Origin of the sequence: Pseudomonas reactans, assembly GCF_013387025.1 — a bacterium.
Taxonomy (GTDB): Bacteria; Pseudomonadota; Gammaproteobacteria; order Pseudomonadales; family Pseudomonadaceae; genus Aquipseudomonas; species Aquipseudomonas reactans.
In genome coordinates this window covers 1-15,557 of the sequence record NZ_JACAQP010000031.1, presented here as the reverse complement: position 1 = coordinate 15,557, position 15,557 = coordinate 1, and the positions used below count along the sequence as shown (strand labels likewise).

15 protein-coding genes are annotated in these 15,557 nt (G+C 59.9%); 5 read left to right on the top strand and 10 right to left on the bottom strand.

All coding sequences use genetic code 11. The features are described from left to right. Positions 1-24 precede the first annotated feature (24 nt). A complete protein-coding gene (locus HX793_RS24315) occupies positions 25-1,176 on the bottom strand; it encodes an MFS transporter (RefSeq protein ID WP_177053042.1) in 1,152 nt (383 codons plus the stop codon). A 269-nt stretch (positions 1,177-1,445) separates the two neighbouring features. Beyond that, positions 1,446-2,108, bottom strand: coding sequence for a carboxymuconolactone decarboxylase family protein (locus HX793_RS24310; RefSeq protein ID WP_177096912.1), 663 nt, complete (start codon positions 2,106-2,108; stop codon positions 1,446-1,448). A gap of 173 nt (positions 2,109-2,281) precedes the next feature. Between HX793_RS24310 and HX793_RS24305 the strand changes: the two genes are divergently transcribed. The 5 genes from HX793_RS24305 to HX793_RS24285 all read left to right on the top strand — a co-directional run bounded on the left by HX793_RS24305 (position 2,282) and on the right by HX793_RS24285 (position 9,337). Beyond that, positions 2,282-3,256 (top strand): diaminopimelate epimerase, encoded by a 975-nt coding sequence (locus HX793_RS24305; RefSeq protein ID WP_177053043.1) that lies wholly within the window; start codon positions 2,282-2,284, stop codon positions 3,254-3,256. 304 nt (positions 3,257-3,560) lie between these two features. Further along, complete coding sequence (gene tssI / locus HX793_RS24300; protein WP_177053044.1) at positions 3,561-5,579, top strand: type VI secretion system tip protein TssI/VgrG; 2,019 nt, start codon at positions 3,561-3,563, stop codon at positions 5,577-5,579. Continuing rightward, positions 5,579-6,415, top strand: coding sequence for a DUF4123 domain-containing protein (locus HX793_RS24295; protein ID WP_177053045.1), 837 nt, complete (start codon positions 5,579-5,581; stop codon positions 6,413-6,415). Before tssI ends, HX793_RS24295 begins: the two co-directional genes overlap by 1 nt. After that, on the top strand, positions 6,408-7,172 hold the full coding sequence (locus tag HX793_RS24290) for a hypothetical protein (protein ID WP_177096914.1): 765 nt from the start codon (positions 6,408-6,410) through the stop codon (positions 7,170-7,172). Before HX793_RS24295 ends, HX793_RS24290 begins: the two co-directional genes overlap by 8 nt. Before the next feature lie 14 nt (positions 7,173-7,186). Continuing rightward, positions 7,187-9,337 (top strand): lipase family protein, encoded by a 2,151-nt coding sequence (locus tag HX793_RS24285; RefSeq protein WP_177053047.1) that lies wholly within the window; start codon positions 7,187-7,189, stop codon positions 9,335-9,337. Between the two features lie 9 nt (positions 9,338-9,346). Here HX793_RS24285 and codA read toward each other — a convergent pair whose 3' ends face one another. The 8 genes from codA to queD form a co-directional block, all read right to left on the bottom strand. After that, positions 9,347-10,582 carry a cytosine deaminase gene (codA, locus tag HX793_RS24280; protein WP_016980035.1) on the bottom strand — a complete coding sequence of 412 codons (1,236 nt, stop codon included), beginning with the start codon at positions 10,580-10,582 and terminating at the stop codon, positions 9,347-9,349. 27 nt (positions 10,583-10,609) lie between these two features. After that, on the bottom strand, positions 10,610-11,815 hold the full coding sequence (locus tag HX793_RS24275) for a PucR family transcriptional regulator (RefSeq protein WP_177053048.1): 1,206 nt from the start codon (positions 11,813-11,815) through the stop codon (positions 10,610-10,612). After that, positions 11,812-13,080, bottom strand: coding sequence for a cytosine permease (gene codB / locus HX793_RS24270; RefSeq protein WP_177096916.1), 1,269 nt, complete (start codon positions 13,078-13,080; stop codon positions 11,812-11,814). The genes HX793_RS24275 and codB overlap by 4 nt, the downstream gene beginning before the upstream one ends. A 191-nt stretch (positions 13,081-13,271) precedes the next feature. Then, positions 13,272-13,895 carry an NUDIX hydrolase gene (locus tag HX793_RS24265; protein ID WP_177053050.1) on the bottom strand — a complete coding sequence of 208 codons (624 nt, stop codon included), beginning with the start codon at positions 13,893-13,895 and terminating at the stop codon, positions 13,272-13,274. A 3-nt stretch (positions 13,896-13,898) separates the two neighbouring features. Continuing rightward, positions 13,899-14,345, bottom strand: a complete 447-nt coding sequence (locus HX793_RS24260) for a GNAT family N-acetyltransferase (RefSeq protein ID WP_177096918.1) — start codon at positions 14,343-14,345, stop codon at positions 13,899-13,901. 26 nt (positions 14,346-14,371) lie between these two features. After that, entirely contained in the window at positions 14,372-14,569 is a 198-nt protein-coding gene (locus tag HX793_RS24255; protein ID WP_016980040.1) for a helix-turn-helix transcriptional regulator, read from the bottom strand. After that, positions 14,566-14,940, bottom strand: a complete 375-nt coding sequence (locus HX793_RS24250; protein ID WP_016980041.1) for a hypothetical protein — start codon at positions 14,938-14,940, stop codon at positions 14,566-14,568. The genes HX793_RS24255 and HX793_RS24250 overlap by 4 nt, the downstream gene beginning before the upstream one ends. 128 nt (positions 14,941-15,068) lie before the next feature. Further along, entirely contained in the window at positions 15,069-15,425 is a 357-nt protein-coding gene (gene queD / locus HX793_RS24245) for a 6-carboxytetrahydropterin synthase QueD (RefSeq protein WP_003190259.1), read from the bottom strand. Positions 15,426-15,557: the final 132 nt, after the last annotated feature.

The window sequence follows — 15,557 nt, the reverse complement described above, 5'->3', positions numbered from 1 at the left end:
CAAACGGCCCATGCCGCTTCGCGTTCATACCCGCAGTATTTTCCCACTGACCGCCACCACTGCCAGCAACACACCGACCAACAGGAAGGCGGTGGCCAAGCTGCTGCCATGGGCAATGAACCCGATGACGGCCGGCCCAGCCAATATCCCGGCATAGCCCAGGGTGGTAATGGCCGGCACCGCAATGTGTTCTGGCATGACGGTCTGCTTGCCGACAGCGGTATAGAGCACCGGCACGATGTTGGAGCAACCTGCACCTATGAGTGCATACCCCAGCAAGGCCATTTCCCAGGCCGGGGACAATGTGGCGAGGAATGTACCGGCGGCCGCCAGCGCGCCGCCAGCCACGATCACCCGGGTAGCGCCCAGCCGACGCACGATGGCATCACCGGTCAAGCGTCCGGCCGTCATGGTCAAGGCAAAGGCTGCGTAACCGAGTCCTGCATAGGCTTCATCCAGGCCGCGTTCGGCACTGAGAAACACCGCGCTCCAGTCCAGCACCGCGCCTTCGGCCAGGAACACGATAAAGCACAGGCAACCGATGAACAGCACCACGCCATGAGGCACGGCGAACGCTGGGCCCGAACTTTCACTGCCGTAGGGCAGCAGGTGCGGTGCGGCCTTGAGCAGTGCCGCCAGCGTGATGACGATCACCACCAGGGTCGCCTGCAGTGGCGACAGTCCTAGCCCCAGTAACGCCGAAACGCCCGCTGCACCGACAATCCCGCCCAGGCTGAACAGTCCATGAAAGCCCGACATCATGGTCTTGCCACTGGCGCGCTCGACGATCACCGCCTGCAAGTTGACCGTGGAGTCCACGGTGCCGAGGCCGGCGCCGAACAGGAACAGCCCCGCCATCAATAACGGAATCGAACTGACCGTTGCCAGCATCGGCAATGCCAGGCAGATCATGATCGTTCCTGCGCTGAGCACGCGTCGGCAGCCAAAACGCGATGCCAGCGCACCGGCGGCAGGCATGGCAATGATCGAGCCGACCCCCAGGCACAACAGCAGCAGGCCCAGGGTGCCTTCGCTCAAATCGGCACGGGCCTTGGCATAGGGCACCAGCGGCGCCCAGGCTGCGATGCCGAAGCCGGCAATGAAGAAAGCGATACGGGTCGACATTTGCTCCAGCCGCCCGGGAACCACGGGCGCTGAGGTGGGGATGGCAGTCATGAAAAATCCTTGGTTTTGCGTTCTACGAACGATGTCCGGCGTGACATCCTTGCACATCAGGCCATGAGGCGCGAGCCGCGTTCCCTTGGGATGGCGATGGTCATGAATTTTATTTTTACACATCTGGAACGCCAGGACGGTTCGCCGCCACACAAGCAGTATCGGGTGTGTAGGAGGCGGGCTGGAAGGTGCGTAATCCCTGTGGGGGCTTTTGAACCCCTAGGTTCCCGCAGTGGATTACCACCTTCCAGGCCGCCTTCGGCACCTGGTCAGGCAGACGTTGGCCCATAGACGTTGACTTCAACCACCACGGCGCCCACCACCCGCACCAGCAGCATCCCTCTGGGATGGGTTTCCTTGCCCTTGTAACTCTCGATCACCACCCTATCCGCTGCTGTGGCGTGCAGCGACAGGCGGCGGGAATTGCGCAGGAGTTTGCGGACCTCGGCGTCCACCGGGTAGGAGGGCTGGCCCCTGCGTACACTGTCGCAAAAAGCCATGACGACTGCGCGTGGTGCCGGTGGCGGTGGAGAAGGCAGGCCCGCGCTGGCGAACAGTTGGTTGAGTTGATCGGCCGTCGCCACCGCACGGGGGAAGCCTGTGAAAGCTGACGCAACCAGTAGCAGTTCGGTCAGCTCACCGGGCGCAAGGCCCTCTGCGAGGCTGGTCTTGAAGTGCACGCTCAGCGGCGGCCCGACCATGCCCGCTGCCACAATCGCGGCAAAGATCGCGGCCTCTTGCAAGCGTGGGTCAAGGCCGGAGCGGCTATGCAGATAGCCGTACACCACGCCTACCGCCAGCTCACCGAGGGCGGGTGCCGTATGGAACAGCGCATCCAACCGTGCACCGCCATCCGGCACCAACTCGATAAATGTCTCGCGGCCTTCTCGGTATAGGGTTTCAACGGGACTGTGTGGGGTGATTGTCTTCATGCTTGCATCCTCTAGCGTGAGAGGACGGCGTTTACTCGACTGCGCACGGACTTCGGCCTGATGACAACGTCCATCCTGGGAAACTGAAAGTGTAGTGCTTGCAGGTTGGTGTGTAGCATCGAGATCCCACACAATCTGCTCCTTCTTCAGCACATGCTCAGGTGGACGACCTCATGGCACTGTTCTACGACGCCCGCGGCAATATCTATGGCGTGGTCAGCCCGGCCGCGTTGAGATACGCGGGCATTGCCGTACCCGAGTGCGCTGCGCTGGCTGCGCGTACCCGCAGCAACTGGACATCATCGGCAATCGCCGCCGAATGCAGCTGGGGCTCCCTACCTCGTCCTGCCGGTGCCAAGGCCCATCGCTGTGATGGCTTGCTTGTCGGGCCGTTCCAGGCCGAGCCGCCATTTGACCTGCTGATCGTCAACACCGACGGTTCCTTGGCCGAACGCAGTGGCAACGGCTTGACGATTTTCGCCCAGGCACTCACTGACCAGTCCCTGATGAGCGGAGCCTGTGAGTTGCGGGTGCATCACGATAAACCGGACGTGCTATCACCGGTGACGACACGGGTTGAAGCGGCAGTCCGTGAACAGGTTGCGGGGTTCTGGCTTGAACTGGGGGTGCCCGGTTTCGGCCCCGAAGCCGTGGGGGCGCAGACGGGTGTGGATGAAACTGAACCGAGTCATGTGAGCGAGTTGGCGGCGATCAACCCTCAGTGGGCAACCAGCCAATTTGTGCGGGTGGGTAACCCCCATTGTGTGACGCTGGTCGAGCAGGTGTCGGCATTGCCGGACAACCTGAAGATGCAGCAGCCCGCGCTTTACGAACCGTTGAAGGCGATTGCATTTGCGCCCCCTGCGGGTGGTGGTCGGCCTTGTGCGGCAGGGATCAACCTGCAATGGGCGGCGCGCCAGCCTGGTAATCGAGTCTTCGCGCGGGTGTTCGAACGAGGAGAGGGGCCCACCGCGTCTTCCGGAACCAGCGCCAGTGCGGTGGCTTGTGCGGCATGGCGGGCGGGCTGGATCGAGAGTGGAGAGGTTGAAGTGGTGATGCCTGGTGGCATTGCGCCGGTTCGCTTGCAGACTGACGGCGAGACGGTCCTGAGCGTCAGTCTGTTCGGTGCTGCGCGACTGCAAGCATGAAGTTGTTTAACGGCTGACACTGTGAATCGGTGTCAGCCGTTTCTATGTTAGTTAGTCATGTTTATGTAAGTCGGTGTAGGGCATTTCTTGTTATTAAGAAATGGCACATTGGTTTGTTTTGTTTTTTGTAATAGATACTTCCAACTGGGTTGTACGAAACTTCTTTTTTATTTTCAGATGGCCGATTTCTGCCCGAAATGACTAAGCTTTGAGACGTTCCAGCGCTTTTTCTCGGTAACTAATTCGATGTTTAACGAGAGGGAGTGTCTCAGGGCGTTCATTCATTAGCGGCGGGTAACAACGGATGGTTAACGCGTTTTTTTCGTCACGTTTCAATCTTGTTCTTCCATCTGTAAATACCGACTTGCAAGTCCTCGCATTCAAAGGCAGTGAAGTCCTCGATCAACCTTTTTTCATCCACATACAGGTGATCAGCGAAAACCCTTCCCTTGACCTGGAGGCGCTGCTCCACCAACCCGCCTACCTGGCTTTCGGTGAAGCGAACGAAGGTCTGCATGGGCAGGTTTACGCCATCGGCCGGGATGACCCCGGCCGGCGCACCACGCGTTATCATCTGACGCTGGCGCCACGCCTGGCTTATCTTGCGCACCGACGCGACCAGAGGATTTTCCAGCAGCGCAGCGTGCCGCAGATCATCGCGCAGGTCCTTGAACAGCATGGCATCCTGGCGGATGCATACGCCTTCGAGCTTGGCCCGGTGGTTTATCCGCCGCGTACGTTCTGTGTGCAGTACGCAGAAAGTGATCTTCACTTCATCCAGCGTCTGTGTGAAGAAGAGGGCATCCACTACCATTTCCGCCACAGCGTGGACAATCATCTGCTGGTATTTGGCGATGACCAGACGGTGTTTCGGCGTTTACCTGCGCAACACTACAGCGCTCCGGGCGGGCCGCAAGCCGATGCGCCGGTTATCCAGCGTTTCGACGTGCGCCTGGGCATCCGCAGCCAAAAGACGGTACGCCGTGATTACGACTTCGAACATCCTGCCTTGCAGCTGAACGACTGCGCGGGTGGCGCGGCGACAATCCCCCTTGAGGACTATCAGTACCCTGCAGGATTCACCGGTCATGTTCGTGGCAAGCAGTTGGCAGGTCGGAGCCTGGAGCGTCATCAGCGCGACCGGCATCGGGCATTGGGCAAGAGTGATCAGCCAGCGTTGCGCTGTGGGCACTTCCTTGAGATACGAGATCATCCTGACCCATCCTGCAACGATCTGTGGCTGATCACGTCAGTGCGTCATGAGGGTTATCAACCACAGGTGCTGGAGGAAGCAACGCCGGCAACTGACTTGTTCCAAGGCTATCGCAATCGTTTTACCGCAACACCTTGGCAGGCCGTGCATCGGCCGTCTCTCAGGCATCCCAAGCCGACCATCAATGGCAGCCAGACTGCAACCGTGACCGGTCCCGCCGGTGAGGACGTGCATTGCGATGTCTATGGCCGGGTGAAGGTGCGCTTTCACTGGGACCGCCTGGACAACGCGGATGATAAAAGCAGTTGCTGGGTGCGGGTGGCGTCCGGGTGGGCCGGTGACGGGTTTGGCGCAACGATGATCCCACGTGTGGGCATGGAAGTGCTGGTGACCTTCCTGGACGGTGACCCCGATCGTCCGTTGATCAACGGCTGCCTGCCGAATGCGTTGAACCCGCCGGCCTATCCCTTGCCGCAGTACAAAACCCGCAGCGTGTTGCGCAGCCGCAGTTCCCGTGGTGGCGAAGGCGCCAATGAGTTGTTCCTGGAGGACCGTCATGGCGAGGAGCTTGTCTATCTGCGTGCGCAGCGGGACCTGGAGCAACGGGTCGGCAATGACAGTCGGTTGGAGGTCGTGGGGGAGCGACGAGAAGTCATCCATGGGATAAGCACGGCTCACTTGGAAAGCGAAGAGCATCGTCAGGTCAGCGGCGATCGCAAAGTGCTACTCAAAGCGAGCGACTATCTTGATGTGCAGGGCGATAGCCGGACCCACGTGGCTCAGACGTTAGTCATTGAGGCTGGGCAGCAACTTCACCTCAAGTCCGGTGCCAGTCTGGTAATCGATGCCGGGGCGCAACTGAGCCTCAAGGCGGGCGGGGAGCATCTGGTCATCCAGGCCGGTGGCATCTTCAGCAGTCGTCCCATCACCCTGGGCGGTTCACCGTCTGTGACCCAATTGACGAGCGCCTTGAAGATGGCCGGTGCGCCAGAAGTCTCCAAGGTACAAGGTACGATCATGAACCTGGCCAGGCAGCTGGGGGCGGACTACTGCCCGGTGTGCGAGCGATGCCGTGAAGGCCTGTGTGATTTGCCGGCGAGGGCCGCCTGATGCAGAACATGCCAGGCCAATGGATTGCCCGACAACAGCAGGCCGGGCGACACCTGTGTTTGATCCTCGACGGGCAGAGCGCCGCGCGCGAGCCGCTGCTGGCGGTGCGCAGCGTGTCGGACTATCGCAGCCTCTTCGGTGAGACGGTACTGGCGGAGTGCGGGGTGAAAGGCCCTGTGATCCTGCTGTTGAAGCAGATGAGCGAGCCTGCATTACGCGACCTCTTGCAACAGCCCGAGAATAACTGGGGTTGGCTGGGCAGCTTACCGTGCGACGACCTGACGGGCGTGACTCGGCACTGGCGCGACCGTTTGCTGACGGGACCGCAGGGCGAGCAGTCGCTGTACCGCTTTCACGATAACCGTACCCTGGCGCGTGCGCTGGACTATCTATGCCCGGACCAATGGCCGGTATTCCTCGGCCCCTTGATCAGCCTGTGCTACTGGCACGAAGACCGCTGGCGCACGGTCGACAACCCGACGCCCGGTGAATATCCGCTGCCTGATCCGGTCCCGTGGCTGAACACGCCCAACCCAAACGCGGATGCCATCCTGCACGCCAATATCTTGCGTTACCTGTTGGCCGAACACAGCGAAGACCTGGTCGCATTGGTGGAATTCCAAGATCCGAGAGTCTGGCTGAGCCAAGTGTTGGAGCAGGCCCGTATCTGGCAATGGCGGGGGCCGGAGCAATTGGAGTTTCTGGTGGTGCGACGACTCGAAGAGGCCACACGCAACAGTTTCATTCGGTGGCAACCTCTGGCTGGAGAGGCACCGGGGGATCACTTTGAACGGGTGGTGGAGCAGTGGAGACTGATGGGGAAAAAAGATGAGTAGGCGAAGGCTTGGTGTATGGGGTGTGGTGGGGATGCTGGGGCTGACGGGGTGTGCGGGCAAGCCGGTTGACCGCTTTACGCTGGAGGTGGATCTGCCGGCGGAGTTCCGCTTCATCGGTGGTGCCAACTATGGACCTGCGACCGGGGAAGTTTGCACGTTGCCCAGGCGTCGGGGGAAGCGACCGGAACGGAAGATTTTTATTGCGAGCTACAAGCCTGTGGCCAAACGCGTGAGTGTTGAGCTGCCACTGAGTGAAGTGATTGAGGGCTGCCCTACGGTTTTGCGGAGTGTGGATTTTGATATGTATGCGAAATGGGGGACGCGAGATACGGATGTTGGGGGAGACCTCACCGGTTTCCCAATTCTAGATGATTCGGACGTTGATGGATCGGGGATGTCAGCGACGGGGGTTCAGGAGTTGCATCGGCGTTGTCAGTGGTCGTTTCGGACGGTGGGGCCGCAGCACGCGGTCATCAAGATTCTAAAATGCAGCTATCCGAGTACAGCGAGTTCGTTGTCAGGTCTTGTGCAACGAGATCAGTTACCAGGAAAAACGCTCAGGATGGTGTTGACTGTCGTTGATGAGGAGGAACCGGCTGTTGGCGATAACTGGGTAGCCGTACCAGGCGGCTGGAAGCGCTGTAAAGGTAAAAACTTCGAGGACCTTTATGCGTTTTGTAACGGCAACACCTCCGACTTTAAACCTATAAAAATGCCGGATGGTCGCGTCTGTGATGTCTATCCGTCGTGTAAATAACAAGGAGCAAGGCCATGAAACTGGATGCACGGAAGCAATCTTTTTTCAGTGATAGTAAGCCGGCGTGTTCACTGCGCGGGGATTGGGTGAGCTTTTGCCTGGTTGATGAACTGGGCGTGGGAACCGCATATGGTGGCCTGTCTTACACCATCTACGATAGTGCAGGGCAGGAGTACAAAGGCAGGCTCAATGGAGAAGGGTTCGCAAAGCTGCAAGATATTTATTGTGGGCCCGTGGTACTTGCTTTTGATGACCTGTATTCAGGCGAAGAGCACCCATATCATTGGCTGATGGTGCGTCCCACCTACAAACTTCCTATCACCGAGCTTCAAGTTCGGGCTGAGCAGACTCGCTTTGCTGCCGCTGATGGTCGACGCCCCGAAAGTAATCCTGCTCAGCAAAAGGCCAACCGGTTCTATCAGGTGGATGTGCGTGATTTAGTCCGTCATGTCGCCCACTTGCCACCTGTTGCGCAGCGGAGTCATCAACCCCAGAGGCATGCATTAAAAATGATGGGTGACCTGGGATTTGGACCCCCTCAATCAAGCTTGGCAGGAATCGTGTTGTTTCCAAACAACCACACTGCTCTGGAGGTCCGACCACTACGGGCCTTCCGCCCGATACTTTCAACCGATGACAGCTTCTGTGCCTTGAATCTCTATCAACTGGCATTGATGGCTACTTTGAGTTACTGCAATTTCGGTCAGGAGCCATCTAAAAGTCCCCAAGACCAAGTTCGCTTCCCTCATGATCCCAGCGTTGGGAATCTATTCGCTGAAGGACTTTCGGGCTACCAAGAGGCATGGCGGTTCGATGCAGAACAGGTGCAGCGTTTCTACCCCATTTACGAGGAGGTTCCTTACTCTCAGCGCTTCGAGATTCTGCCCTTCGATCCTTCGTTGTACCCACAAAATCGCCCGGAGCTTAGGGAGAAACAAGAACATCCCGCACGGTTGCACTTTTTCGATGATGAGCATTTTGGGACAGATACCCAAGCGTTTATCACCCATCACGACGACGTAATCCTGATTGCAGTGCGTGGAACTGCCAGCGCCGCAGACGGGATACGAGATGCAAACGCCCATCAGGTGCCGTTCACTGAGGGTGTCGGCAAGGCCCACGAAGGTTTTTATCAGGCTTACCGGGCAATGCGCGATTTCGTGCTGCGCTACCTCGACCAATTTCACTCCGGCCAACGAATAATTATCTGCGGTCACAGCCTCGGCGGTGCAATTGCCTTGCTTTTGGCAGAAGGGTTACGTCGTGCGCAGGACCGTAACTACAACATCCTCCTCTACACCTACGGCGCCCCCCGCGCCGCCGACGCCGAGTTCACCGAGGGCGCCTCAACCCTGGTCCACCACCGCATTGTCAATCACAACGACCCCGTCCCCAGCGTCCCGGCCCCGTGGATGAACACCACCGCCAAACTCTGGATCCCAGGCGCCGTCACACTGTTCAGCGCTCCTGCACCGGGCGGCCTGCTGTTCGCTGCCGGGTTGGTTCGCCTTGGTGGAAACCCTTACCAACACCACGGCGAACAACACCATTTCATGCCGATCATCTTGCCGGACGGCACGCAGTCTTCTGTGCTGTGGAAGCCCGGTTGTGAGTCTATCCAGGAGGCCGGTTGCAACCGCGCCTTGCAACTTCATGGCGATATGCCCGAACGGGATAACCTGCTGAAACAGCTATTCCAGGCCAACCAGCATTTCATGACCGCCAGCTACATCCCGGCGGCCTGGGCAACGCTACGTCGCTGGCAACAAACCCAGGAAAACAACGGCCCGCTGGTCACGCCAAGAGAGTTCGAGTTGCTCGACCTGGCACTCGAGACCATGCGCCAGCAACTGCGTAACAAGCGTCGGGAGCTGGCCCGTCTCAGGCCCGCCAACGATCGAGGTTATGAACATCATGATGCCTTGAACAGCGAGATCGATCGCTTGCACACCAGCCGTGAGCGCCTTGCGACCCTGCGCTGGCGACGCCTGGAAGCCCGTGATGTCTACGGCAGCCAGGCCCATAGCGCCCACTTGCAACCGAGCCTCAAGCGCTGGTTCAGTCACCGTGAAAACCGTGAGCTGTCGCAAGTCGCCCGCATTCCTCCCGCGCTGCATCACGAATGGGGGAGGGCGCAAACATTGGATATCGACTCGATCGTCTGAGCCTGGCTTTTACACGAACTCCACCTGCGCCGGCTGACGCTTCATCAACACCTTGCCGTTGCGAATCGAGTACAGCGGCAAGCCTTGGCTGCGGATGACCTCGTAGTCGCTGTCTGCTGAAAGGATCAACAGGTTGGCTGGCCTTCCGGCCTCCAGGCCGTAACGGTCCCCCAGGGCCATGGCCTTGGCGCTGTTGTCAGTCACCAGGTCGAGTGCGCTTTGCAGATTGCGGTAGCCGAGCATGTGGCAGATGTGCAAACCGGCCTCCAGCACGCGCAGGATGTTCCCGTTACCCAGGGGATACCAGGGGTCGACGATGGAATCCTGGCCGAAGCACACGTTCATACCGGCTTCCAGCAGCTCATTGACTCGGGTGACGCCACGGCGTTTCGGGAAGCTGTCGAAGCGGCCTTGCAGGTGAATGCTCTCGGTGGGGCAGGAGACGAAACTGATCCCCGAGTGCCCCAGCAGGCGGAAGAGTTTGGCGCAGTAGGCATTGTCGTAGGAGCCCATGGCCGTGGTGTGGCTGGCGGTGACGCGGGCCCCCATGTCGCGGCTGCGGGCTTCTTCGGCCAGCACTTCGAGAAAGCGCGAGTGTGGGTCGTCAGTTTCGTCGCAGTGCACGTCCACCAGGCAGCCGGTACGTTCAGCCAGGTCCATCAGGAACTTCACCGAACTCACGCCTTGGTCGCGGGTGTATTCAAAGTGCGGGATGCCGCCGATCACGTCGGCGCCCAGGCGGATGGCTTCTTCCATCAGTTCGCGGCCATTGCGATAGGACTCGATGCCTTCCTGGGGGAAAGCGACGATCTGCAGGTCGATCAGGTGTGTGCTTTCCTGGCGCACTTCCAGCATGGCCTTGAGTGCCGTGAGGTCCGGGTCGGTGACGTCGACGTGGGTGCGCACATGCTGGATCCCGTGGGCAGCGAGCGCCTGGATTGTCTTTTTGGCGCGGACCTTGGTGTCTTCCTGCGTGATGGTGGCTTTGCGTTCGCCCCAGCACTCGATGCCTTCGAACAGGGTGCCGCTCATGTTCCAGCGTGGTTCGCCAGCCGTCAGGGTGGCGTCGAGATGGATATGGGGTTCGACGAAGGGGGGAATCACCAGGTTGCCGGCGGCGTCCAGGTTGTCGGATGCGGCTATCGGTGATCCCGATTGCCGCGTGATGCTGGCGATCCGGCCATGTTCCAGGTGCAGATCATGCAGGCCTTCACGGTTGCGCAGGCGGGCGTTGATGATGTGCATGGGCAAGTTCCTCTTGGCTAAAAACAATCAGGCAGACAGTCGCCAGATCATCAGCGCAATGCCAATGTCCAGGCGATCATAAGCATTATCCAGCGTCAGCCCGCAGAGGGCTTCGATGCGCTGGACGCGGTGCGTCAGGGTGTTGCGGTGCACGGCCAGCCGCTGAGCGGCGGCCACAAGGTTACCATTCTCGTGGAACCAGGCTTCCAGGGTGGGCATCAGGCTGGGACCATGGTGCAAATCATGGCGCAGCAATGGGCCGAGCCGTTCATTCAGGAACTGGTCGAGCAGGGCGCGATCACGTACGCCGCTGAGCAGTTTGAGTACGCCCAGTTCGTCGTACACGCACAGCCCGGCGCGTTCGCTGAAGCGTCGCGCAGCGGCGAGCGCCTGGCGGGCTTCATCCTGCCCCTGGGCCAGGCGTGCCGGTGGGTGAGCGGCGGCGCTCAGGCCGATAAACAGTTTGAGCGGTGCCAGGCGCAGGTTCAGCGGCTTGAGCCAGTTGGCCAATTGCTGGCGGTTAGCCAATGCTGCGACAGCATCCGGAGCCGGGAGCAGCATCGTCCATTGCCCAGCCCGCCCCAGTACCGGCAAACCGGCCGAGAGTTGACGCAATCGACGGCTGATACCGTCATGTTGGCGGGCCAAATGCACCTCCACAGAGGCCGCATCACCCTGGGCAAACAGCAACTCACTGCCTTCCAGTTGCAATTGAACCACCTGCCAATGCCCGGCCAATGGCATGCCCAGTTGCGAGGCTCGATGCAGCAACACCTCCAGGGATTGGTAATCGCCAGTCAGCAAACGCTCCAGCACATCATGCTTCGAGCGTCCCAACTGTTCGGACTGGATCAGTGCCGAACCAATGGCCTGAGTCACCAGCACCATTTTCAACGAGTAAGGCTGCTCGATCAGTGGCATGCCGGCGGCTTCGGCGGCGTCGAGTAGACTCGGAGGAATCGCCTGGATATACGCGGGCCCCGTCAGAACCACCAGCCCGGCCACCTGACGCTCGCAGGCTTCCTCCAGCAGTTGCAGTAGGTTGGCCTCATCGCGTGGGTGATTGATCCCCGTGACGAACACCAGTTCGCCGCCCAGCACCCACTCGGCGATCCCGCTGTTTTCCGCCACATACGGCCAACGCACGCCGTTATCCAGGCCAGCCGCACCAGCACGCAGGCACATGGACTCCAGGCCCGGCAAGGCCAGCACATCGGCGAGGGTCAGGCTCATGCCTGGGCGTCAGCCAAGGGGGTACGCACGCGTAGTATGGCGGTGAGCACGATGTAGGTCATCGACGCGGCCACGATACCCACCAACGGTGCGACCCAAGGTGAGTTGAACGCCAGTACGGTGCCCACCCCATAGGCCACCAGCCCCGGCCAGTTGAATGCCGGTAGACGCGCATCCGCCAGGCGCGGGTACTGGCCGCGATAGCGATAGAAAAAGTCCGCCATGATCACCCCGCCAATCGGCGGGATCACCGTGCCCAGCAGAATCAAGTACGGCACCAGCATGTCGTACATGCCAAGCAACGCCAGCAGCGTGCCGATCACCGCGCCGGCCAGGGTCACGGTCTTGCGGCGTTTGGTGCGCAGCAGGTTGCAGCCGGCCACCGCGAAGTTGTAGATGGTGTTGTCCTGGGTGCTCCAGATATTGAGCAGCAACATGGCCATCGCTGCCATGGCAAAGCCTTGCAGCAGCAATACTTCAACCACATCCGGTTGTTGATAGACGATGGCACCGTAGGCGCCGATCAGCACCATCAAGCCATTGCCGATAAAGAAACCGATCAGGCTGGCCAACACCGCCACCTTGGCCGAGCGCGAAAAGCGCGTCCAGTTGGTGGCCTGGGTTGCGCCGCTGACAAAGGTGCCGAACACCAGGGTGATCGCCGTGGACAAGTCCAGTTCACCGGTCGGCACCACCGCCAATAGCCCATCCAGCCCGCCGACTTTCACCGTGGCCACCCACATTGACAGAAACAACAGGATGCCCATGGCCGGCACCGCGATGTAGGACAAGATCTCCAGTCCGCGATAACCAATGTACGCCGTGGCGCAGAACACCAGTCCGAACAGCACCATCAACGCCAACACGCTGCCCTGGCTCAGTTCGAAATACTTGCCCAGCACCACGGCAGCCGTGGCGGTGCCCCAGGCGTACCAGCCGATCTGGGTGAAACCGAGGATCAAGTCACTGAGCTTGCTGCCCACTTCGCCAAAGCAGAAGCGCCCCATCAACACCGAATTCAGCCCGCTCTTGAAGGCGATGTAACCCAGGCCAGCGGCGTAGATACCCAGCAGCAGGTTACCCAGGGCCACGACGCCGAGCATGTCGGTAAAGCTGAACGCCACCCCTAGCTTGCCGCCGGCAAACATGGTCGCAGTAAAAAAGGTAAAGCCCAGCAGCACCATGGCGGTAGACGCCAGGCCTTTGCGCGCATGCATCGGGACTTCGCTGAGGGGGTAATCATTGCCCGGTTCTTGCTGCGTCATGTGCCTTGCTCCCTGAATGAGTGACGCAGGCCTATTGCACCGCGCGTGCCAAACCGGCAGCAGTGATGTGCGCACGACGGGTGCTGTGCACCGTGCACAGTATTTATAGCCAAACAGGGGAAAAACGCAGGCAGGAATGTTCGTCGTGCCCAACCGGGCACGAAAGCGGTGCAGCAGTGATACAAATTGGATCAGTCGAACAGCGTCTGGGTGGTCTCACCACGGTGGAAGGCGAATGCGGCCTCCAGATCACTTTCAATGGTGCGCCCCCGTGACAGCGGTGGCAGCTCGTCCAGACGGAAAAAGCCCACTTCCGTGGTCTCGAACCCCGCCATCGGTGCCGACTGATCCACCGGATCACACAGGAAGTACAGCTTGTAGAAGTCACGCACATCCGGTCGATACAAACCCTTGGCCTTGTGCGTCACGCTGTACAGGGCCCGCGCCGTTACCGTCAGCCCGGCTTCCTCGCGAATCTCCTTGACGATATTTTCCGCCGCCGACAGGCCGATATCCGCATAACCTCCCGGTAACGCCCAGCAGCCATCGGTCAATTCACGAACCAGCAGAATCCGCTCGCCTTGGATGACCGCCCCGCGCACGTCGATCATCGGCGTCGAGTAGCGTTTGGCAAAATCCGTGACCAACCCGGTGATGCGCTCCAAGGGCACATTGCCCAATTGCGCGAGCATGCTGTGGGCAATCTCGGCAATTTCTTCCAGCCGTTCGCGCTCGAAATCATCGGTACAAAAGTGCAGTCCCGTGGACGCCAACGCCTGCAAGCGTTTGGCTTGGGCCAGCCAAGTGTTCTCCATGGGTTACTCCGCGAGTTGTTTGGTCATGTACACCCGCCGCAGGCCGTGTTCTTCGGCCCGGTGGGTCTCGACGTAGCCTCGGCGGGTGTACAGCGTGATGTTTTCGGTCATGGCTTCGTTGGTGTACAGCCGAATGGCCGCGAAGCCGGCATCGAGCGCCTGGTGCTCGGCAAAGTCCATCAGCAATCGCCCAAAGCCCAACCCTTGGGCTTCTGGGGCAACCGCCAGGTTATCCAGCAACAGCGCGTCGCCATCATCCAACAGGATAATAAAGCCCTGAACGCTCCCGGCATTTTCCAGCACATGTACGCCTGCGGCCTGCACCAACTGGCGGTAATCCTCCAGCATCGGCCCGGGCTCGCGGCCGATCCGCTCGATATACGGCGAGTAGGCGCCCTGGACGATGGCCTCGATGGCAGCAACATCAGCAGCAGTGGCGGGACGCATCATTGCAGCGGGCTCCTCAGGACAAACGATCAGTCTGCCGGCGCTTCGAAGATGCCTTCGATAGGCCGCTCGAACACCTTGGCGATCTTGAACGCCAAGGGCAAGCTCGGATCGTAGCGGCCGGTCTCGATGGCGTTGACGGTTTGGCGCGACACCCCCAAGCGCTCGGCAAGGTCGGCTTGGGACCAGCCCAGCTCCGAGCGCAACTGGCGCATCAGGTTGTTCATTGGTAGCGCCTTGTGCCGATGATCGTGGCGACGCACCAGACGCCGCCCATGATCGGCCACACCATAAAGGCCGACAGCCGTGGGAAGCCAGCGGTTTCGAGGAAGCCGTAGCTGAAGGTCGTCAACGCCGTGCACACAAAGGCCACGGCCAGCGCCTCCAATTGGATCTTGCGGCCCATTTCATCCATGGCGTTCAACCGACGGATGATCGCGATCGCCATCGCGATCATCGGAATGACCGGCAGCAACGCCAAGGCAATTTTGCCCGCTCCGTCGGGCATGGACGACATATAGGCGCTGGAAACCATGACGCACACCAGATACGCCAGCAGGGTCACCGTGAATTCCACCAGGAAGCGCTTGACCGACATAACCATCTCCATGAGTAAAGGGTGCTTTACATTAGGCACAGGCTATTACGGTGTCAAGGGTGCTTTACATGGCGGCGTGTCAGGCACAAAAAAACCACCGCGCAGGGTGGTTTCTTCACATCGCAGGTTTACTCGCCGCGATAGATGCAACCGCTGGTGCAGGTCTCGTGGATACGAATCGCACTGAGCTCAGGCAACAAGGGCTTCAGCTCATTCCAGATCCACTTGGCCAGCACTTCGCTGGTGGGGTTTTCCAGGCCTGGGATGTCATTGAGGTAGTTGTGGTCGAGGCGTTCATAGAGCGGCTTGAAAATCGCTTTGATCTCCGAGAAGTCGCGAATCCAGCCGGTATGGGGATCCAGGTCGCCGCTCAGGTGGATCGCCACTTTGAACGAATGCCCATGCAGGCGCCCGCATTTGTGGCCTTCCGGTACGTGGGGCAGGCGGTGGGCGGATTCGAATGTAAATTCCTTGAAGATTTCCACAGTGTTTTCAGCTCGGTCGGTGTCTGGCAGGCGGCGAGTTTAACAGCTTGAGCCCTTGCCGCGCATACCGTCCCTCTGTAGGTACCGGCTTGCTGGCGAAATATAGATTGCATGTGGCGAGGGAGCTTGCTC